Annotated in this window: 16 protein-coding genes; 2 read left to right on the forward strand and 14 right to left on the reverse strand. The window is 45.5% G+C overall.

Features of this window, described 5'->3' with window-relative positions:
* Positions 1-36: 36 nt before the first annotated feature.
* The 8 genes from gatB to DQM55_RS08900 form a co-directional block, all read right to left on the reverse strand.
* Positions 37-1470 carry an Asp-tRNA(Asn)/Glu-tRNA(Gln) amidotransferase subunit GatB gene (gatB, locus tag DQM55_RS08865; RefSeq protein WP_002922060.1) on the reverse strand — a complete coding sequence of 478 codons (1434 nt, stop codon included), beginning with the start codon at positions 1468-1470 and terminating at the stop codon, positions 37-39.
* Entirely contained in the window at positions 1470-2936 is a 1467-nt protein-coding gene (gene gatA / locus DQM55_RS08870) for an Asp-tRNA(Asn)/Glu-tRNA(Gln) amidotransferase subunit GatA (RefSeq protein ID WP_111676290.1), read from the reverse strand. The genes gatB and gatA overlap by 1 nt, the downstream gene beginning before the upstream one ends.
* A complete protein-coding gene (gatC, locus tag DQM55_RS08875) occupies positions 2936-3238 on the reverse strand; it encodes an Asp-tRNA(Asn)/Glu-tRNA(Gln) amidotransferase subunit GatC (protein ID WP_002896305.1) in 303 nt (100 codons plus the stop codon). The genes gatA and gatC overlap by 1 nt, the downstream gene beginning before the upstream one ends.
* Before the next feature lie 203 nt (positions 3239-3441).
* Positions 3442-5178, reverse strand: a complete 1737-nt coding sequence (aspS, locus tag DQM55_RS08880; protein WP_111676292.1) for an aspartate--tRNA ligase — start codon at positions 5176-5178, stop codon at positions 3442-3444.
* A gap of 311 nt (positions 5179-5489) precedes the next feature.
* Positions 5490-6047 (reverse strand): cysteine hydrolase family protein, encoded by a 558-nt coding sequence (locus DQM55_RS08885; RefSeq protein ID WP_111676294.1) that lies wholly within the window; start codon positions 6045-6047, stop codon positions 5490-5492.
* Entirely contained in the window at positions 6047-6835 is a 789-nt protein-coding gene (gene codY / locus DQM55_RS08890; protein WP_002896308.1) for a GTP-sensing pleiotropic transcriptional regulator CodY, read from the reverse strand. The genes DQM55_RS08885 and codY overlap by 1 nt, the downstream gene beginning before the upstream one ends.
* A 202-nt stretch (positions 6836-7037) precedes the next feature.
* Positions 7038-9623, reverse strand: a complete 2586-nt coding sequence (locus DQM55_RS08895; protein WP_111676296.1) for an SEC10/PgrA surface exclusion domain-containing protein — start codon at positions 9621-9623, stop codon at positions 7038-7040.
* Between the two features lie 321 nt (positions 9624-9944).
* Positions 9945-11159 (reverse strand): pyridoxal phosphate-dependent aminotransferase, encoded by a 1215-nt coding sequence (locus tag DQM55_RS08900; protein WP_009659361.1) that lies wholly within the window; start codon positions 11157-11159, stop codon positions 9945-9947.
* Positions 11160-11504: 345 nt separating this feature from the next.
* Here DQM55_RS08900 and DQM55_RS08910 point away from each other — a divergent pair, with 345 nt between their 5' ends.
* Positions 11505-11957 (forward strand): universal stress protein, encoded by a 453-nt coding sequence (locus DQM55_RS08910; protein WP_002896311.1) that lies wholly within the window; start codon positions 11505-11507, stop codon positions 11955-11957.
* 25 nt (positions 11958-11982) lie between these two features.
* On the opposite strand, the gene DQM55_RS08915 is transcribed toward DQM55_RS08910, so the two are convergent.
* Complete coding sequence (locus DQM55_RS08915; RefSeq protein WP_111676298.1) at positions 11983-13374, reverse strand: Cof-type HAD-IIB family hydrolase; 1392 nt, start codon at positions 13372-13374, stop codon at positions 11983-11985.
* Positions 13375-13554: 180 nt separating this feature from the next.
* Between DQM55_RS08915 and DQM55_RS08920 the strand changes: the two genes are divergently transcribed.
* The gene (locus DQM55_RS08920; RefSeq protein ID WP_111676299.1) at positions 13555-14517 is read left to right on the forward strand and encodes an asparaginase; all 963 of its coding nucleotides are present in this window, start codon (positions 13555-13557) and stop codon (positions 14515-14517) included.
* A gap of 715 nt (positions 14518-15232) precedes the next feature.
* Here DQM55_RS08920 and recG read toward each other — a convergent pair.
* The 5 genes from recG to DQM55_RS08945 form a co-directional block, all read right to left on the reverse strand.
* A complete protein-coding gene (gene recG, locus DQM55_RS08925; protein WP_061589255.1) occupies positions 15233-17248 on the reverse strand; it encodes an ATP-dependent DNA helicase RecG in 2016 nt (671 codons plus the stop codon).
* Between the two features lie 106 nt (positions 17249-17354).
* Complete coding sequence (gene alr / locus DQM55_RS08930; RefSeq protein WP_331813035.1) at positions 17355-18461, reverse strand: alanine racemase; 1107 nt, start codon at positions 18459-18461, stop codon at positions 17355-17357.
* Positions 18451-18813 carry a holo-ACP synthase gene (gene acpS, locus DQM55_RS08935; RefSeq protein ID WP_061589257.1) on the reverse strand — a complete coding sequence of 121 codons (363 nt, stop codon included), beginning with the start codon at positions 18811-18813 and terminating at the stop codon, positions 18451-18453. The genes alr and acpS overlap by 11 nt, the downstream gene beginning before the upstream one ends.
* Positions 18814-18920: 107 nt before the next feature.
* Positions 18921-19952: a 3-deoxy-7-phosphoheptulonate synthase gene (locus DQM55_RS08940; RefSeq protein WP_002913858.1), complete on the reverse strand. Its 1032-nt coding sequence runs from the start codon at positions 19950-19952 to the stop codon at positions 18921-18923.
* Between the two features lies 1 nt (position 19953).
* Positions 19954-20985 (reverse strand): 3-deoxy-7-phosphoheptulonate synthase, encoded by a 1032-nt coding sequence (locus tag DQM55_RS08945; RefSeq protein ID WP_002901054.1) that lies wholly within the window; start codon positions 20983-20985, stop codon positions 19954-19956.
* Positions 20986-20991 lie beyond the last annotated feature (6 nt).

Here is a 20991-nt window from a genome sequence, read left to right on the forward strand (position 1 = left end):
TAGAAAACCAGCCTTGAGGCTGGTTTTCTATCTTTTTTAAAGTTTCTCCAACTCTTCATTGAGCAGTTTTTGTGCTACTTGTGGATTGGCTTGACCCTTAGTAGCCTTCATGAGCTGACCGATCAGTGACTTGGCCGCATTCTTATTGCCACCCTTATAGTCATTGATAGCTTTTTCATTATCCGCAAAGACTTGCTGGATGATTGGAAGAAGCTGGGCTGGGTCTGAGATTTGAATCAGGCCTGCTTTCTGCACATATTCCTTGGCAGAGCCACCGTTTTTAGCTAGATGGACAAAGACCTTCTTAGCAATCTTAGAAGAAATCGTTCCGTCTGAAATCAATGCAATCATTTCAGTCAGGTTCTCAGGTGTCAGCTCAATCTCAGAGATGGTCTTGCCTTCGGCATTGAGGTATTGAGCCACTTCCCCTTGGAGCCAGTTAGAGACAGCCTTGGCGTCACCGCCTGCTGCAAGAGCTGCTTCAAAGAAGTCTGACACAGCCTTGGTCGCTGTCAGCTGCTTGGCATCGTAGTCAGACAGACCGTAGTCGCCCACATACTTAGCTCGGCGTTCTTTTGGAAAGGCTGGCAGGCTACTGCGCACTTGCTCAATCCAAGCATCCTCAATCTCAAAGATTGGCAAATCAGGCTCTGGGAAGTAACGGTAGTCCGCTGAACCTTCCTTAACCCGCATGAGCAGGGTTTCGCCAGTTGCTTCGTCATAACGACGGGTTTCCTGACGAATTTGACCACCGCTGCGTAGGATTTCAGCTTGGCGCTTTTCCTCAAATGCCAGACCCTTGCGGACAAAGTTGAAGGAGTTAAGGTTTTTCAGCTCAGTCTTGGTACCAAATTCTTCCTGACCGTAAGGACGGATAGAAATATTGGCATCCACCCGCATGGAGCCCTCTTCCATCTTGACATCCGAAATACCCGTGTACTGGATGATTTCCTTGAGGGCAGTCAGATAGGCATAAGCTTCTTCTGGACTGCGCATATCTGCTTCCGATACAATCTCAATCAGCGGCACCCCTTGACGGTTGAGGTCCACATAAGAGTAACCATCGCTGCCATGGGTATTCTTTCCGGCATCTTCTTCCAAGTGGGCCCGCTCGATACGGATTTTCTTGGTCGTGCCATCTTCTAGCTCAATCTCAATCCAGCCATTGTAGCCAATCGGCTCATCAAACTGAGAAATTTGATAGGCTTTTGGATTGTCCGGATAAAAGTAATTCTTGCGGTCAAAGTGCATCTTCTGGTGAATATCCATGTTCAAAGCCAGAGCAGCCTTGATACCATAGTCAATAACACCCTTGTTCATAACAGGCAAAACACCTGGGAAGGACCAGTCAATGATATTGGTGTTGGCATTTGGATCTTCACCGAAGTGAGCTGGAGCCGGAGAGAAAATTTTTGAATTGGTCTTCAATTCAACATGGACTTCCAGTCCGATAACTGTTTCAAAGTTCATTATTTTTCACCTCCAAAGATAACTGGCTGCTGTTTGTGGTAGTCAGTCGTTGCTTCAAATGCTGCGGCTGCCTGATAGATGGTCTCTTCATCAAAGTGGTTACCAATCAGTTGCAAGCCGACAGGAAGACCATCTGCAAAGCCAGCTGGGATTGAAATGCCCGGCAGGCCAGCCAGATTGACTGGAATGGTCAAAAGGTCAGCCAGATACATAGCCACTGGATCTTGGTTTTGACTGCCCAAGTCATAAGCTACAGTTGGTGCAGTTGGACCTAAGATCAAATCATATTTTTCAAAAACCTTGGCAAAATCCTGCATAATCAAGGTCCGAACCTGACCAGCTTTCTTGAAGTAGGCATCGTAGTAACCAGATGACAGACTGAAAGTTCCCAGCATGATGCGGCGTTTCACCTCTTCACCAAAGCCTTCACTGCGAGATTTGACATAGACATCTTCTAGATTTTCAATGCCTTCCGCACGATAGCCATAGCGAATGCCATCAAAACGCTGCAGGTTAGAGCTGGCTTCAGAAGAAGCAATGATATAGTAAACAGCCACGCCGTACTTGCTGTGGGGCAGACTGACTTCTTCAACGATAGCTCCTAGACTTTCCAAGTGCTTCGCTGCTGCTAAAATTGTTTCCTTGACCTTACTGTCAATTCCCTCACCCATGTATTCCTTAGGCAGGGCAATCTTCATCCCCTTGATGTCTTGGCCAATCTTGCTGGTAAAGTCTGGCACTGCTTCTTGTGATGATGTAGAGTCCTTAGGATCATTACCAGAAATAACATTCAGAAGCTGTGCATTTTCCTTAACTGTCTGAGAGAAAGGCCCTATCTGGTCTAAAGACGAACCAAAAGCAATGAGACCAAAACGCGAAACCCGGCCGTAGGTTGGCTTGAGGCCGACTACACCGTTAAAAGAAGCAGGCTGGCGAATAGAACCACCCGTATCTGAACCCAGTGACAGACGAACCTGACCTGAGGCAACAGCTGTCGCTGATCCACCAGATGACCCACCAGGAACCTTGCTGCTGTCCCAAGCATTCTTAGTCGTCTTAAAGTAAGAGTTTTCACTGGATCCACCCATGGCGAACTCGTCCATGTTGGTCTTCCCGACGATAATCATATCCTTACCGTAAAGCTTCTCTACGCTAGTCGCATCGAAAATCGGCTTGTAATTGTAGAGTATCTTAGAAGCAGCCGTCGTCAAAATCCCCTTGGTTGAGATATTATCCTTGACTGCCAGCGGAATTCCGCTCATAAGATTGTCCACATCAATGCCCTTAACATCCAGAGCCGCAGCCTGAGCCAAAGCCTCTTCTTCGCTGACAGTAATGAAGCTGTCCACAGCCGCTTCACGTTCTTTGATATCTGCCAAAGTCGCCTGAGTTAACTCTACCGCAGAAATTTCTTTCTTGACCAGCAAATCATGCAACTCTTCAATAGTCTTGTGATTAAAAGTCATTAGGCATCTCCTCCGTCATCTAGGATGGCAGGCACTTTGATGTAGCCCCGCTCTTTTTCAGGTACATTTTGGAAAAGCTCTTCCCGGTTCCAACCTGGCTGAGCCACATCTTCTCGCATATAGTTGATATTAGCAGCTACATTAGAAGTGAAAGGCACACCCTCCGTGTCCACTTCATTGAGCAATTCGACCATGTCGACAATCTTGGTTAAGGTCGTCGCAAACTCAGCAGTTTCTTCTGGTGAAAAAGCCAGTTTTGACAGCTTAGCAACGTGACTTACTTCTTCTTGAGTAATCTTCATCTCTGATTCCTTTCATAAGATATGTGAGCTTTAGCGACTAAAAATAACAATTTCTAGATGATATCTTTATTTCCAAGCTTCAGCTCACCTTTACTTTGACAAGCCAGGGATGCTGATTTATTTACCATCCGCTAGCTCTTTTCTTCAGCTTCTTCCTGCCATTCTTCAGGAATTCGCATCATTTCATTTTACCATATTTCAGGCTAATTCTTCAATTCCAAATGCAGTTCTTTGAGCTGTCTTAGATCCACCAAACTTGGACTTTCCAGCATAGGATCAAAGCCAGTACCATTTTTCGGAAAGGCGATGACTTGCCGGATATTTTCTTCCCCAGCCAAAATCATAACCAAGCGATCTAAGCCCAGAGCCAAGCCGCCGTGTGGTGGGAAGCCGTATTCTAAGGCTTCCAGGAAGAAACCAAAGTCCCGTTCATAGTCTTCTCGGCTCATGCCTAAAAGCTCAAACATAGCTTCCTGAGCCTTCCGGTCATGAATCCGCAGACTCCCACCGCCGATTTCATAGCCATTCAAGACGATGTCGTAGGCATGGCTACGGAATTGGTCTGGCTCTTGTCCATCTTCAAAGATGCCCTGTGTGAAAGGATGGTGCATGGCTTGATAGCGGTTTTGGTCTTCATTCCACTCCAGCAGCGGCCAATCCACAACCCAAAGGAAATGAAGCAAACTCGGATCAATCAAATCTAAAGCTTTTGCGACTTCTATACGTAGATGTCCCAAAGCTTCCTGAGCCCGACGCTTCTTAGACATGACTAGCAGAATCAAATCTCCATCCTTGGCCTCAAAACGTTCCAGCAACTCCTGACTTTCAGCTTCAAAGGTACTAGCCAAATCACCAACTAACTGGCCATTTCCAACCTTTAGACTGGCGAAACGACTGCAGCCAAATTCCTTCATTTCCTGATAGTAATGACTCAGTTGTTTCTTACTAAAAGCACTAGCCGCATCTAGCACACAGATTCCCATCACTTCCTCTTGGTTATCCAAGACTTTCTTGATGAGAAGCGAATCATTGGACTGGCACAAATCCGTTAAACTCTTCAGCTCTAAACCAAAGCGCGTATCTGGCTTATCAGAACCAAAGCGGCTCATAGCCTCTTCATAACTGATAGTCGGAAAAGCTTCTGTCAACTCTAAACCATGAGTTTTCTTGACAACAGCCTTGAGCATGGCTTCAACCAGAGCTCGGATTTCTTCTTCGCTTGCAAAACTCAACTCCAAGTCCACCTGGGTAAATTCTGGCTGACGATCGCCCCGCAGGTCTTCGTCACGGAAACAACGAACAATCTGATAATAGCGCTCAAGGCCAGCGCCCATCAATAACTGCTTAAGCATCTGCGGGCTCTGAGGCAGCGCGTAGAATTGGTTTTTAAAGACCCGACTAGGAACTAAAAAGTCTCTAGCCCCTTCTGGTGTTGACTTGGTCAGATAAGGCGTCTCCACTTCCAAAAAGTCCAAACCATTCAAATATTCCCGAATGGTTGAGGTGACCTGGTGACGTAGTTTGAGGTTATGTGTCATCTTCTCACGCCGCAAGTCTAGGTAGCGGTATTTCTGACGTAGGTCTTCCCCCGTATGGGCATGCTGGTCCAGCTCAAAAGGCAATGCCTTGCTGCTAGCAATAACCTCAATCTTTTCAGCTCTCAGCTCAACCTGACCAGACTTGATGGACTTATTGACGAAACGCTCTTCCCGCTGAACTACTTGCCCCGTCACTGCAATGATATCCTCTTTGCCAATGTCTTCCAACTTAGCAAAATCTTCAATCTCACCGCCAACGAAGACCTGAAGCAAGCCCTCGCGGTCCCGCAACTCAATAAAGGCTAGTTTGCCGTGATTGCGGATATTGGCCACCCAGCCAGTTGCGGTCATGGTCTGTCCGACCTGCTCTAAACCATAGTTTCCGATAAAAATTTCTTTCATGTTCTTTCCCTCTCAAATCAATTAGTAGCTCCGCCCTATTGTTCAGGTTATTAGCAATATTTCCCAACCGCCTTCACCTGACCTACTGCAAAATAAAAAACTTCCGTCTCTAAAACAGACGAAAGCCGTGGTACCACTGTTATTCGCCGCCCTAAAAGGCAGCCTCTGAACTCGTAACGTGAGCGACGTTTGTGCTTAATCACACAAAAGATTACGAAACATGTTCTTCGGTTTTTGCTTTCTTGGTACTGCTCTCAGCTATCAGCACTCTCTGTGCAAGCCAGCAAGCCTACTCTGCTTCTCTTTTACTCTTAAATTGTATCTATTATAGTCGAACCCAGAACATTTTGCAAGTGGTTTAAGGCAAATTTGTGATTTTCCTCTGACAGAGAAGCCACAGCTGGCTCTACCACTTGAATCTTATAACCAAGATTATAGGCATCAATCGCTGTATGCAAGACACAAATATCCGTCAAGACTCCAGTCAAAATGACCGTATCTACCTTTCTTTCCCGCAATCGAATATCTAAATCCGTGCCGGAAAAGGCAGAATAATGACGCTTATCCATCCAAAAGACCCGAGAGTATGCTTGATGCTTCTCATAAAAATCAGCCAAAGGACCATAAAGATTACGACCGCTGGTCCCTTTGATATTATGAGGTGGAAACAGCTTGCTCTCTGGGTGAAAGGCATCATTCTCATCATGAGCATCAATAGTAAAGAAGATATAATCTCCTCGGTCAAAAGCTGCCTCCGTCACTTGAGCAATGGCTTCAGAAATTGCCTGTGCTGGCGCTCCTGCTGTCAACTTGCCCTCATCTGCGACAAAATCAACTGTATAATCAATGGAAATCAGTGCTTTAGCCATTAGTAGTCCCTCTTTTTAATTTCATCAAAGACATCTGGAATCAGGACTTTCAGATAAGTTCCCTTCATCCCCAGTGAGCGGCTTTCAATAATCCCAGCACTTTCCAGCTTACGCAAGGCATTAACAATCACTGAGCGGGTAATCCCGATACGGTCAGCAATGACAGATGCTGTCAGCTGGCCTTCATTGCCATTCAGCTCTCCCAAAATTGCTGAAACAGCTCTCAGTTCTGAGTAAGACAGAGTATTGACCGCCATGGTCACAGCTGTCCGGCGGCGGATATTTTTCTCATCCTCTTCCCGCTGGAAGTTAAGCAGCTGGATACCAACCACTGTGCTGGCAATCTCAACCAAAATCAGATCATCGTCCGCAAATTCCTTGTCATTACGCCAGATAATCAATGAGCCCAAACGAATCCCTGAAACATGAATGGGAGCAATAGTAGTCAGGCCATCTGGAAAATCATCCTTGGTCTCTACCGGAAAAATCGTCAAATCATGCGTAACCGGCAGATTAGCCTCCGTTTCATAAACCAGGTTGGCTTCTTGGACATACTCCTCTGGGAAATTCTTATCTTGAAAAAAAGCTTCTACACGGTCATTATTGGTCTTGTAGCGCATGAAATAGCCTAGAAGACGTCCTTTGCTATTGATAATGCAGGCATTGCAGTGGATAATATCAGCCAACTGACGCGTAATAGCATTATAGGGCAAATCTTCCTGCATCTGCTCTTCCGAGCGCTTCAGAATAGACGTAATTTTTCGTGTTTTTTCTAGTAAATCGGCCATATTTTTACCTCATATTTATTAGCTTCATTGTAACATAAAAGCCGTGAAATTTCAATAATTATCTGAAAATTTTTTATTGAAAAACAATTACATACAATTCTATAAAATAAAGAATTTTTCAAGTATATGACTTGATATATCAAGCCATATTAAACAAAAAAACAGTCAAGAATTTGACTGTTTTTGATTACTTTTGTTCTTTCTAATCAAGAGAACGTTTCTTGTAGAACAATTTCATAGCCATGAGCAGAAGCATTTGGCCTGCTAGAAGAAGCCAAGAAGAGTTTTCTCCTGTCTTAGGCAAGGCATGACCTGAAGCAGCTGTCTGCTTATGATTTCCAGAGCTAGCACTTCCAGCATTTCCAGTAGTTCCAAGAGCTGTATGCTGAGGATCTCCTACTTGTCCAGCAAGCGGAGAGCGAGCGAAACGCTCCTCTGTGTGAGCCAAAACAGATTGGTAATAGCGAATATCTTCTTCCTTATTCTGCTCAGCATAAGTTTGAGCTAGCAAGTCATATGTCGCCTTAGCTTGTGCTTGAACCGCAGTTAAAACTGCTACTTTTGCTTCTTGATCTGTTTGAGCTGTAAGAGCTGCTTGGTAAGCAGCCTGAGCTGCGGCTAGTTTAGTTTTAGCTTGTTCCAAGTTTTCTTCTGCATTTTCAAGATTTGACAATGACTCTTTAGCCATTTGCAATGCTGCTTCAGCATCTGTAACAGCTTTTTCAAGATTAGTCTTTCTTTCTTTTGCTGCATTCAAAGCTGCGTCTAGCTGAGCCAACTTATCTGATTCAGTTTTTAGAGCTTCTTGAGCTGCGGCAACTGTCGCTTGAACAGCAGTCAGAGCTGCTTGGGCCTGAGTTAATTTTTCTGCTTTAGTCTTGTCATCCAAGTTTGAGTTTTGCAGGGCTGCTTGTGCTGCTGCCAAATCCGCTTGATCAGCTGCCAAATCCGCTTGAGCTGCAGCAAGAGCTGCTTGGGCCTGAGCAGTTGCTGACTCACCTGCTTGAGCTTGTGCCTGAGCCAGTTGCTGGTTGGCTTGCTCTAGAGCTGCAGCCTTCCGATTGTAAGTAGTCTGAGCAACTCCCTTAGATGCCAGAGCCAGTTGATTAGCCTTGAAGGCAGCGTCATAGGCAGTTTGAGCCTGAGCTACTTCCTGTGGATCTACTTTTGCTGTTGCAGCTTTGCCTGTAATCGGGCTGGCATTGAAGTTCTTTTTGCTGGCATATTTGACTTGATCTTCTGACACCATGGTGAAATGGGCCATAGTGATGTCACCTTCCATTGAGAAATCGACTCCCAGATAGTTTTTCTGGCGACCAGTATTGAGACCAGAAATAGATGTAGCATGCAGCCATTCATAGCCATTAAACATGAATTCAACAACAGAATCATAGATTCGTCTCTTCATTTCAGCCACACTCATTTGGCCAGCTTTTTCTCTCCAAATATAAGCGTTTTCATAATACTGGAGACCTTTGCTCTCTTGCTCAGCACTTGTGGTCATTAAACCATATTCACGCGCTACGCGGTTAATTGCTTTAGCATCGTGATGGTATTTCTCCATCAAATCCCAGTTCCAGTTGTCTTTGCGATATTCTGTCGCCACCTTATCAGCGAAATCAATTGATGACGGTGTCACAGCCACTTCACCAGTTCCCATCTGAGCACGCAGCTGGTTGATGAGTTCTGAAGCAAACTGTGAAAGTTCCTGACGAACATTCTGTGGAATATTGTTGGTATCAATCAAAGCTTTGCTATCTGTAGGATCTGCTACATAACGATTGAGAGCCTTAGCACTGGCATTAAGTGCAGCCAGTCTATTTTGAATCTCATTAGTTTTTTGCTCTGATAAATTCGGTGCGATTAGCTCTCTCAAGGCTGCAATGTATTCCGGCGTCATTGACACACGGTTTTTATTGCTAGAAGCTTCAGTAGTAATTTTTCCAGCTTGAGCCTTTTGCAAAGCCTGTTGAGCTTGGTTCAGATCCGACTGAGTCTTCTCAGCTGCAGCAGTTTTTTCCTGCAAGTTCTTTTGAGAAGCATCACGAGCCGTCTTAGCCTGAGTCTGGTTGGTCTGAGCTTTTGCAACCTCAGCCTGCTTCTGACTGTCAGTCTGACGAGCTGTAGCTACTTTTGCTTGAGCTGTTTCAACAGCAGACTGGTCAGCTGCCACCTTGTCTTGGGCTGCTTTCACATTTTTTTCTGCTTTAGCTGTAGCGTCCCCACTTAGGTTGGCCTGAGCTTCCTTCACGTCATTTTGAGCTTTAGCAAGACGTCCTTCTTGAGTTTTCGCTTGCTCTTGAGCTTCTTTAGTCTTGGCTGCCTGGGCATCGCGCTCAGCTTCAGCCGTCTTAGTTGCTTGGTCAGCTTTAGCCAATTCTGACTTGTTGCTGTCCACTTGAGCTTTTTGATTGCTCTCTTCTTGCTTAGCTGTTTCAATAGCTTCCGGACCAGCTTTATCAGCTGCCTCCTGTGCCCGGTTAGCTTCAGCTTGTGCTTGCTCGACCTGACTTTGAGCGGCAGCAGTATTTGCTTGAGCTTGAGCCAAATCAGCTTTCACTTGTGCAACATTGCTGTCGGCTTCTTTTACAAGAGCCTGAGCAGCATCTACCTGTTCTTTCGAAACAGATTCATCCTTTTGTGTGTTTTCTGCCTGTGGTTGGCTTTGACTAACGGGCGCATCAGAATAAGACTGATTATCAACTAATTGATCAGCCTGAACTCCTTCTGCGAGCACCAAAGACAATGCCGCTGCACTGACAGAAAAAGCACTAAGTGTCTTTTTCATTGTCAATATAATCTCCTCCACTTTTTCATCATTGTTAAAAACATTGACAAACACATTCTACCATGTTTGTCTTCTGGAAGGAAGACGCTAACACATTTTTTTAAGCATTTTTGGACAGATACATAAAAAATGTTGGACAAAATCCTAAAAAATGTCGGTAAAGTCGCCTATAATTTTTACCAATCGACCTCAAATTCGGGTTCCAGAGCATCTTGATTTTTTTATTTTTGCAATTCAAAGACAGTAGTCGAAATAAAAAATATGTAAGATAGATAAGAAAAAGGCCGGAACTTTGTCCAGTCTTTTTGTAGCATCCGCTTATTAACGGCGATATTGGCGCAAGAAGCGCGTCATTTTTTCTTGGATTTGAGCTAGCTCATCTACTCGAGGCAGATAAACGATTCGGAAATGATCTGGGTCTTTCCAGTTAAAGCCTCGTCCATGGACGAGAAGGACTTTTTCCTGCTTGAGGAAATTGAGCACAAACTGCTCATCATCGTCGATATGATACATGTTCCGGTCAATTTTCGGGAAAATATAGAGACCAGCTTTAGGTTTTACAGCTGACAGTCCCGGGATGTCCTGAATAGCCTGATAGATGAAATTACGCTGCTCATAGATACGACCACCTGGCAAAAGCAGTTCATCCACAGACTGATGACCGCCAAGTGAGGTTTGGACGACTTGCTGAGCCAAGACATTGGAGCACAGGCGCATGTTGGAGAGCATGTTTAACCCTTCGATATAACCCTTAACATGATGCTTAGGTCCAGATAGCACCATCCAGCCAACACGGAAGCCTGCGATTCGGTGCGACTTAGAAAGACCATTCATGCTGACACAGAAGATATCAGGAGCCAGACTAGCCACAGACGTATGGACATTGCCATCCATCACCATGCGGTCGTAGATTTCATCCGCAAAGATAATGAGATTATTTTGACGAGCAATTTCCACAATTTCCAGCAGCAATTCCTTAGGATAAAGCGCTCCCGTTGGATTATTAGGGTTAATGATAATGATTGCCTTGGTATTAGATGTGATTTTTGACTTGATATCGTCAATATCTGGATACCATTCTGCCTGCTCATCACAAACATAGTGAACAGCATTCCCACCAGCCAGACTGACTGCAGCCGTCCAGAGTGGGTAGTCTGGCATTGGCACCAGCACCTCATCACCGTCATCAAGCAATCCCTGCATGGACATGACAATCAGCTCGCTGACACCATTTCCCAGATAAATGTCATCAATATCTACATTAGGAAAATTCTTAAGCTGGCAATACTGCATGATAGCCTTACGGGCTGAAAAAATCCCCTTGGAGTCAGAGTAACCCTCACTGTCACGCGCATTCATAATCAAATCATGAATGACCTCATCAGGAGCGGTAAAACCAAATTCAGCCGGATTTCCTGTATTGAGGCGGAGAATCTTTTCACCGTTGGCCCGCATGCGCATAGCTTCATCCAAAACCGGACCGCGAATATCATAGGCAACATGTTCCAGCTTGCTGGACTTGTCAAATTCTTTCATTCTTATTTTTCCTCTATTCATCAGAATGTTATCATTATACCACCAGAAAAAGCGATTGACAACAAAAAAAATAAGCTCACTTTTCACGCGATTATGAAGCGATTTATAAGATAAAGAGCACTATTCCTTTTCTAACCCCTCAAAGTAAAGGAATCTTTTTCTGCTTGCAATTTTCTGACAGCATTTCCATTTTATCTTTACTTTTTTTCTGAAAAGGGTTACAATAGAAACAAGAAAATAGTTGCAAATCACTCGGACGCTATGGACTGATTGATTTTTGGTCAGCCCAATCATTCTTTAAATGATGCGACGTCCTTTGCCGACCATTTTAGAGGAGGTAGCTCTATGACTCAGAAATATGAAAACATTATGGTTGCTGTAGATGGTTCTCACGAATCCGAACTAGCCTTTGAAAAAGGCGTTAACGTGGCTCTCCGAAACGGCTCTCGTCTCACCATCGCCCACGTCATTGACACCCGGGCTTTGCAAAGTGTCTCAACCTTTGATGCAGATGTCTATGAGGACTTACAAGAAGATGCCAAAAAGCTGACAGCTGAGTTGAAAGAAAAGGCTCAAAAATCCGGTATCAAGTATGTTGACATTGTTATTGAGATGGGCAATCCCAAGACTCTCTTGGCAACAGATATCCCAGAAGAGCACAAGGTAGATCTGATCATGGTCGGTGCTACCGGTCTCAATGCCTTTGAACGGCTGCTAGTCGGTTCTTCCTCCGAATATATCCTGCGCCACGCCAAGGTTGACTTGCTGGTGGTCAGAGACCCAGAAAAAACTTTATAAAAACTAGAGCAGTTCAATGACTGCTCTAGTTTTCTTCTTTCTGCTCTATGGTACGCTGGTAGGCCTGAATCTGTCGTTCCAGTTCTTCTTTAATAGCTCCTTCGGGAGCGTATTTTTCTTCCCAATCGTCTGGTTTGAGAATTTTATGGGTGACGGGGTCAAAGTGAGCCTTCCCGTCTGGGAAAATTTTGCCCATATTAGCCCGATGGACAATATCGAACAGCTGCTCTGGATCCACTCCCATCAGGACAAAGCTGCCATAAGTGAAGTAAAGAGTATCAATCAAGGCATCTACCTGACCGACTAGAGAAACCTCAGCCTGACTCTTGGAACGAACCTTGTCAGCAGCCTTGTCAAGCGCTTGATGGAGATAGGCTACAGAACTGTTAAAGTCTTCCTCTGAATTACTAGCTGCTCGCAGAAATTCGACCAGCTCTTCCAGTTTGAAGCCTGCCCGATAGCGAGCGTCCTGAGGCGACCAAGCAATCGGCTCTTCCTGAGTGCTTTCATCCATGACACTATGGAACTCTTTAACCTTATTAAAGTGATGGTCGCTGCTGGTAAAGACCTTTTCCCTCGCTAGGATACCAAAATGCTCCAGAGCCTTGTGAATCCCATCCTGACTATTGCTGGTGGTTGTATGCTTGGCCACTTCCTTGACCGAGTTGGTTCCATTTCCCATAGCAATGGACAGGCCAACTCCCGATAGCATTTCCAAGTCATTGTCAGAATCACCGAAGGCCATGACCTGATGAATGTCAAAACCGTATTCCTTACCGACTCGGCGAATCCCCTCTAGCTTAGACGTGTCTTTATTGATAATATCGACCGCATAGGGGCTGCTGCGGGTAAATTTCAAATCAGGGAAGTCTGCTTCAATCTTGCGGCTTTCTTCTGGGCTGGCCAAAATCAATGCTTGGTAAATCGGCTCCTGTATCAACTGAAGGAGATCCTTTTCATGCTGGGGCAAGGCCTTGCTGATGACCTTATTAAATCCATGACTGACTGTTCTCGCCATTCTCTTAGGGATGAAGCGGCTAGTCCACTGGGAGAAAGGACTCATGCCGAAGGACATAATCTTGGAGCCCAGCATAGCCTCAGCCGTTCCCAAGGAAATCTCTTTCCGATGCTTCTTAGCATAGGCGATTAAATCCCGCAAACTCTGCTTGTCAATGGGACTCGCAGAAATCACTCTGTCTCTTGAAAAAATGTACTGGCCATTATAGGTCACAGCAAAATCTAAGTCCAATTGCTCCATAAAAGGTTTGACAAAGAAAGGACCTCGGCCGGTTGCCAAACCGACTAATATTCCTTGTTCCTTTAAACTCTGAATAGCCTTTTCTGTAGATTTCAAAACCGTTCGACTGTCATTGACCAGTGTCCCATCGATATCGAAAAAGACGGCCTTTACTTCCATTGATTTTCTCATTCTTTCCTTTTATGATACAATAAATTATAACACAAAAACGACACACAATCACATGAATTGCAGAAAAGAAAAGCTGGAGTAATATCTATGCAACAGAATTGAAAACTCTATGAAAACAGAATGTAAGTTTTCGAATCTGCATCATAACTACAAGGAGAAAAAGGATTTATGACGAAGAAAATATTGGTCCTGCATACAGGAGGAACCATTTCCATGCAGGCTGACGGCTCTGGTGCTGTCGTCACCAATGCTGATAACCCTATGAACCATGTGACCGTTCCGCTTGAGGGAATAGAGACGGAAGTCATTGACTTTTTTAATATTCCCAGTCCTCATATCACGCCCCAGCACATGCTCAAGCTTTATCAAAAAATCAAAGCCAGTGCTGACCAATTTGACGGAGTAGTCATTACTCATGGGACGGACACTTTAGAAGAGACGGCTTACTTTCTGGATACTATGCAGTTGCCGAAGATTCCAATCGTTCTGACCGGAGCTATGCGCAGTTCCAATGAGCTGGGGAGCGACGGAGTCTATAACTACCTGACAGCCCTGCGGGTTGCAAGTGATGAAAAAGCCTGTGATAAAGGTGTACTTGTCGTTATGAATGACGAGGCACATGCTGCAAAGTATGTAACCAAGACCCACACGACCAATGTCAGCACCTTCCAGACACCGACTCACGGACCGCTCGGCTTGATTATGAAGCAGGAAATTCTCTATTTTAAGACAGCGGAGCCTCGGGTCCGCTTTGACTTAAACAGCATCTCTGGTCTGGTGCCCATCATTCCAGCTTATGCGGGTATGAAGACAGAGCTTCTGGACATGCTGGATTTAGACAAGATAGACGGCCTCATCATAGAGGCGTTCGGTGCTGGCAACCTCCCCAAGGAAGTAGCTGACAAACTGGCTGATATGATAGCAGCCGGACTGCCAATCGCTCTGGTCTCTCGCTGTTTTAACGGAATTGCTGAGCCAGTCTATGCTTATGAAGGAGGCGGCGTCCAGCTGCACCAGGCTGGTATCTTCTTCGTCAAAGAGCTCAATGCTCAAAAAGCCAGAATCAAACTGCTCATCGCCCTGAATGCTGGACTCAAAGACCAAGAACTCCGAGATTATATGGAAGGCTGAGAGAAAAAGTCCCTATTTACTTTCTTTAAATCAAAAAGTGCTAAGGTTGCTTAGCACTTTTTTGACTCTTTCATATTCTAACATTGGGAAAACTTCATTGAATCACTGGCCTTAGAAGATAACCTCAAACAGAGACTCTAAAATTTCAAAAATATAATCACTTACCATAGGTCACCTCCATTTTCTTAGCTTGCTTAAATGTCTTCGGATAGTGGACTTTGATTGTAACTTTCATAGCTTTTACCTCGCTTATCATTCATTCTTTAAGAGCAAAAACGAAACTCTTGGAGCGTTTGACCTCAAGTTTGGTACTTAATCTTTTTGTTCTTACTTGGATATAAGGATACAGCCCTAAACTTAAGAATCTCTTATAGATTTCTTAGTGAAAGCTTATAGTCAAAGAAGTCCGACAGCAATCCCTATCTACTATTTGAAACGAACAAGTCTTTTCAATTAAATACAAAAAAACTTCACCAATTGGGTGAAGCTTGTGATTTGTTAGGAGATTTATGATGAAAAAATTCTAAATTATTCTTATTCTTTGAGTGGCTCATACCTCGCAAGTCTTCTAGTCTTCAAGCTTTGGTTACAGGACTTTAAGGGATGTTTACATTGTCATTGGTCCTACCTCTTTCTTTGATTTGACAATAGTATAATCCCTCAAACTTAAAGCCCACTTATAAATAACTTGCAGGAAACTTAATTCAAAGAACCTTTAATCTAGGTAATCTCGCTTGTCCAAATGAAGAGCGATCAAGTGCCAATTAGGATCTGTCCGCCAGTTCGGATCAGCTGTAATCTGGCTGGCAACCTTTCTGGCTTCTTCTAAAATCGGATAATCTTCCACGATGTCTGCCACTTGAAACTCAGGAATACCAGACTGCCGAGTGCCAAAGATTTCTCCAGAGCCTCGCATTTTCAGATCCTCCTCAGCCAGCAGGAAACCATCGGTCGTCTCAGTCATGATTTTCATGCGGCGCTTGCCCGACTCCGTCTTAGGATTGGCAACAAGGACGGCATAAGACTGCTTGTTCCCTCGGCCGACACGGCCTCTCAGCTGATGAAGCTGGCTGAGCCCGAAGCGGTCCGCATCCATAATGACCATCACCGTAGCATTGGGGACGTTGACTCCGACCTCAATGACCGTGGTAGAGACCAGAATATCAGTCCGTCCTTCCTTGAAGTCCTGCATAATCGCCTCTTTTTCCTCGTTCTTCATCTTGCCATGAAGCAGAGCCACTTGGGTCTGCCGACCAAAATAGGCTGTCAGTTCTTCTTCTAGGGCAATGGCATTCTTAAGATCCAGCGCCTCAGATTCCTCAATCAAGGGAGAAATAAAGTAGACCTGAGCGCCCTTGTGGAGCTCTTTTTTCAGCCAGTCGAGGACGACTTCCAGCTGCTCATGCTTGACCCAGCGAGTGATGATAGGCTTGCGTCCTGCCGGCATCTGGTCAATAATGGACACATCCATATCACCAAAAGCTGTAATAGCAAGGGTTCTGGGAATTGGTGTCGCCGTCATCATGAGGACATCAGGATTGTCTCCCTTTTCCCGTAAAATCCGGCGCTGCTCCACCCCAAAGCGATGCTGCTCGTCAATAATGACCAAGCCCAATGCATGGTAACGGACTGCTTCCTGAATCAAGGCATGAGTTCCGACAATCATGTCCACCTGACCGTTTTCAATCGCTGCCAAGGTTTCCCGGCGCTCAGCTGCTTTCATCCCACCAGTTAGCAGGGCAAGCTTCAATTCTGGAAAAAGCTGAGCTAGACTGTCAAAATGCTGCTCAGCCAAAATTTCTGTTGGAACCATCAGAGCTGACTGAAAGCCAGCTGTATAAACAGCATACATAGCCAAACCAGCGACAACAGTCTTTCCACTTCCCACATCCCCCTGCAGCAGACGATTCATGTGTCCAGGCGACCGCAAATCCTGCAAAATCTCTGTCAGACTGCGCTCCTGAGCCGAAGTCAGCTCAAAAGGTAAGCTCTGCTTTTTCTCGGCTACAGCATCCGACTGCCAATCAATTTTTAATCCATTGCTGACAGCCTTGGTTTCTCTCTTTAAGACCTGCAGCTGCATTTGGAAATAAAAGAGTTCTTCAAATTTAACCCGCCGAAGAGCTTGCTTGTAGTCCGCCAAGTCCTTTGGAAAATGCATAGCCCGCACAGCCTCCACTCTGCTCACTAGCTGGTAGCGTTCCAGCAGGGGCTGGGGCAGATTTTCCTCTAAGAGCAAATCCAATCCTTGGTCAAAGGCAGTCTTAATCAGTTTGACCAAACTGGCCTGACTAATTCCCTGAGCCAGCCGATAGACAGGCTGCAAGTCGTCCTCTACCTGAGCCAGCAGTTTCATGCCAGTCAGACTGGCCTTGGCTTTGTCCCACTTGCCAAAGACGGCTATATTAGCTCCCACTTCAATCTTATCTGCCAGATAAGGCTGGTTAAAGAAGTTAACTGCCAGAGCGACTTCTCCCTGCTTGATAGTAAAGCGCAGGCGGTTGCGTTTGTAGCCATAATACTGGACATTAGCCGGAGTCACTACCTGACCAGAAACAACCGCCTTTTCTCCATCCTCCAGGTCTAGGACATTCTTACTCTTAAAATCCTCATAACGAAAAGGAAAATAAAGCAGTAAATCCTGCAAGGTCTCTAGACCCAGCTTGGTAAATTTTTCTGCTGATTTCGGTCCCACACCAGGCAGAACCGTCAAAGGTTGGTGTAAATTCATAATTCCTCTTTCAGTTCTGATAATGCTGCGGAGCTAAAATCACAGACAGGCGGGACCAAGCTAGAACATTATCAAGTACTTCAAGCGGTTCCCTGCATTAATGTTCTTAGTCTTTATAGACCCTCAGTACACGGTCGCTAATCAAGCAAACCACCTCATAGTTAATGGTGCCGCGCTTTTCTGCCACGTCTGTCGCCGTAATGGTCTCCGCTCCGCTATTTCCAATCAACACAACCGGCGTGCCAAGGGGATAAGCCTGAGGCAGGCGCACTGTAATTTGGTCCATGGAAACGCGGCCAACAATAGGGCAGCGCTGACCATCAATCAAGACATCAAAGCCCTGCATATCGCGTGTCCAGCCATCCGCATAACCCAAAGGAATGGTGCCAATCCACTCTTGAGACTCGCTGGTGTAGGTGGCTCCATAGCCAACATCTGCTCCAGCCTCTACTTCCTTGATATGTACCAATTCTGAGACCAGAGACAGAGCCGGCTTGAATTCGTAAGGAAGTTTTAAAACAGTTCCGCTAGGGTTGAGGCCATAAATGATATCCCCCAGCCGGACGGCATTTAGAACAGTCTCACTGTGCCAGAGAGAGGTGGCAGAATTACTAGCGTGAACGAGAGGAGGAACACTGTCCAGCTCAGATAAGATCTGATGGAAACGAGCCAGCTGGGCTTCAAACTTATAGTGATCCACTTCATCTGCCGTTGCAAAGTGGGTAAAAATTCCCTCTGCGACAGCCCCAGCAGCCTGCAAGCGATGGACTGCCTCCTGAGCTTCCTGACTATCTCGAAAACCAATCCGCCTCATACCAGAGTCAATCTTGATATGAAAATTCAATCCTGTTAAGTCTTTTTCCGCAGCTAAAGCTAAATCCAACCACTCCAGACTGGCTACAGTCAGAGAGACCTTTCCCTTTCTAGCCAGCGGAAGCGCAGACAGATCTGATACTCCTAGCACCAGAATTTTTTTGCCGATACCAGCTGAGCGCAGCTCCAAGGCTTCATCGATATTAGACACACAAAATCCATCTACAAGGGGCTCAATATGCCTAGAAACCTCAATAGCTCCATGACCATAAGCATTGGCTTTAACGACAGCCCACTTCTCAGTCGTCTGAGGCAGATGGGCACTCAGTTGTCTAATATTAAAAGCAATGGCAGCTAAATCAATCACTGCCTTGCTAGGTCTATGCAGACTAGCTTTCATCATTTTCCTCCAAAATAACGCTGGCTGTAACTAGGCCAACAGCATGGCTGAGCGAAATCCAAACCTTGCCAGTAAAAGGTGACCGGCTGAAATAAGGCGCTCCCTGACGGTCATTTAAAATCTCTAAGTCCTGAAACCTGAGCTTACCGATGCCAGTTCCCCAAGCTTTAGAAAAAGCCTCCTTGGCAGCCCAACGGCCAGCTAGAAATTCGATTTTCCGCTTACCGGATAACTCCTCAAAACGAGAAAGCTCCGCCTCGGTCAGCACCTTCTTTGCAAAGCGGGCATTTTTCAGATAGGCTCGCTCAATGGCAGCCAGCTCTTCTATGTCAATTCCGTGTCCTTTTATCATATCATTCTCTGGAAAGGTGACAAAACTCAGCTGGGCCGCCAGCTGAGTTCGTCTTCACCCGACAGTTAGTCCTCTTTACAGGTCAAGACTGTCCCTTTCAATTTTCCTTATTTATCTAAAGTGTTGTAAATTTCTTCAATGAGCTGAACTGTATTATCCCAACCCAGGCAAGGGTCTGTGATAGATTTACCAAAGACTTCCGGCTCATTTTGCCGACCGTCCTCCAGATAAGACTCAATCATAAAACCACGAACCGCTCTCTTAATCTTTTCGTTCCAATCCCGATTCAGCAAGGTCTGACGTACAATCCTAATCTGTTCCAGATACTGCTTGCCAGAGTTATCGTGATTGGTATCGATGACGATGAAAGGATTCTCCAAGCCCATCTTTTCATAGTAGGAAATGGCATCCAGCATATTCTCATAGTAGAAATTTGGGATATTTTTACCGTATTCATTGGTAGCCCCACGCAGAATAACATGAGCCAAAGGATTCCCAGAGGTTTCTACTTCCTGACCATGAAAAAGGAAAGTCTGCTTATTTTGTGCTGCATAGACAGCATTAAACATAACCCCCAGATTGCCAGAAGTTGGATTTTTCATGCCGACCGGAGCGTCAATCCCAGACGCTACAAAGCGATGCTCCTGGTCTTCAACTGAGCGAGCTCCCACAGCATGATAGCTGACCAAGTCGTCTACCAGCACAAGATTGGACGGATAGAGCATCTCATCAGCCGTCGTCAGACCAGTCTCTGTAATGACACGGTAGTGCAGCTGACGAACAGCCTGCAAACCATTGATAAGGCTAGGTGCTTTAGAAGTATCCGGCTGGTGAACCAAGCCCTTATAGCCATCCCCATTGGTCCGCGGCTTAGCAGTATAGACGCGCATGACGATAAAAATCTTATCTGCGACCTTCTTCTGCAGCTCTGACAAGCGGCGGGCATACTCCAGCACAGCCTCTTCATTGTCTGATGAGCAAGGACCAATCACCAAGAGAATACGCTCGTCTTCCCCACTGAGAATCTCAGCTAGTTCTTGGTCTCGCTTGTTTTTATGAGTCAAGGCCTGACCAGTCAGTCTGGTTCTGGACTTAATCTGCTCAATGTCAATCTTCTGACCTTTTTCGATAAATGCCATACTATTTTCCTAATGTATCATAAATTTCACGAACCAGCTGTTCTGTATTAGCCCAGCCCAGACAAGGGTCAGTAATGGACTTACCAAAGACTTCTGGCTCGTCCTGACGGCCGTCTTCCAGGTAAGACTCAATCATAAAGCCCCGTACGGTAGCCTTAATCTTTTCATTCCAGTCTCGGTTAATCAGAGTCTGGCGAACGATACGAACCTGCTCCAGATACTGCTTACCAGAGTTATCATGATTGGTGTCAATGATGATAAAGGGATTTTCTAAGCCCATTTTTTCATACTGAGCAATGGTATCCAGCAGGTTATCATAATAGTAATTGGGAATATTCTTGCCGTATTCATTCAGAGCACCGCGCAAGATGGCATGCGCCAAAGGGTTGCCAGACGTTTCGACTTCCTTACCAGCGAATAGAAAACTCTGCTTGTTCTGAGCTGCATAGATACCGTTAAACATGACATTGAGATTACCAGAAGTCGGATTTTTCAAACCAGTCGGCAGATCTGCTCCACTAGCCACAAAGCGGTGCTGCTGGTCTTCGACCGAGCGAGCTCCCACAGCCATGTAAGAAATCAAATCATCTACCAGAGGCAGATTTTCTGGATAGAGCATCTCATCAGCTGTGGTCATGCCCGTTTCAGAAATAACCCGATAGTGCAGATTGCGGACTGCCTTAATGCCGTTAATCAGACTAGGAGCGGCTGTCGCATTAGGCTGATGAATAAGCCCTTTGTAGCCATCTCCGTTCGTCCGAGGCTTAGCAGTATAAACCCGCATGACCATGAAAATGCGGTCTTTTACTTCTTCTTGGAGAGCAGATAGACGCTTGGCATACTCCAACACCGCTTCTTCATTATCTGAAGAGCAGGGACCGATAACCAAGAGAATGCGGTCATCTTGGCCACGCAGAATTGCTTCCAACTCTCGGTCACGCTTTTCCTTGCGAGCTAACATGTCGCCTTCTAGCTTAGCAAGTTGGCGAACTTCTGCCACATCAATGGGTTGACTAGTTGCTTTAAAGGTCATCTATTC

This window comes from Streptococcus sanguinis (assembly GCF_900475275.1).
Lineage (GTDB): Bacteria > Bacillota > Bacilli > Lactobacillales > Streptococcaceae > Streptococcus > Streptococcus sanguinis_N.

Coding starts and splice junctions, on each gene's coding strand:
- gatB (WP_002922060.1), bottom strand. CDS start 1,470: ATGAACTTTGAAACAGTTATCGGACTGGAAGTCCATGTTGAATTGAAG.
- gatA (WP_111676290.1), bottom strand. CDS start 2,936: ATGACTTTTAATCACAAGACTATTGAAGAGTTGCATGATTTGCTGGTC.
- gatC (WP_002896305.1), bottom strand. CDS start 3,238: ATGAAGATTACTCAAGAAGAAGTAAGTCACGTTGCTAAGCTGTCAAAA.
- aspS (WP_111676292.1), bottom strand. CDS start 5,178: ATGAAAGAAATTTTTATCGGAAACTATGGTTTAGAGCAGGTCGGACAG.
- DQM55_RS08885 (WP_111676294.1), bottom strand. CDS start 6,047: ATGGCTAAAGCACTGATTTCCATTGATTATACAGTTGATTTTGTCGCA.
- codY (WP_002896308.1), bottom strand. CDS start 6,835: ATGGCCGATTTACTAGAAAAAACACGAAAAATTACGTCTATTCTGAAG.
- DQM55_RS08895 (WP_111676296.1), bottom strand. CDS start 9,623: ATGAAAAAGACACTTAGTGCTTTTTCTGTCAGTGCAGCGGCATTGTCT.
- DQM55_RS08900 (WP_009659361.1), bottom strand. CDS start 11,159: ATGAAAGAATTTGACAAGTCCAGCAAGCTGGAACATGTTGCCTATGAT.
- DQM55_RS08910 (WP_002896311.1), top strand. CDS start 11,505: ATGACTCAGAAATATGAAAACATTATGGTTGCTGTAGATGGTTCTCAC.
- DQM55_RS08915 (WP_111676298.1), bottom strand. CDS start 13,374: ATGGAAGTAAAGGCCGTCTTTTTCGATATCGATGGGACACTGGTCAAT.
- DQM55_RS08920 (WP_111676299.1), top strand. CDS start 13,555: ATGACGAAGAAAATATTGGTCCTGCATACAGGAGGAACCATTTCCATG.
- recG (WP_061589255.1), bottom strand. CDS start 17,248: ATGAATTTACACCAACCTTTGACGGTTCTGCCTGGTGTGGGACCGAAA.
- alr (WP_331813035.1), bottom strand. CDS start 18,461: ATGAAAGCTAGTCTGCATAGACCTAGCAAGGCAGTGATTGATTTAGCT.
- acpS (WP_061589257.1), bottom strand. CDS start 18,813: ATGATAAAAGGACACGGAATTGACATAGAAGAGCTGGCTGCCATTGAG.
- DQM55_RS08940 (WP_002913858.1), bottom strand. CDS start 19,952: ATGGCATTTATCGAAAAAGGTCAGAAGATTGACATTGAGCAGATTAAG.
- DQM55_RS08945 (WP_002901054.1), bottom strand. CDS start 20,985: ATGACCTTTAAAGCAACTAGTCAACCCATTGATGTGGCAGAAGTTCGC.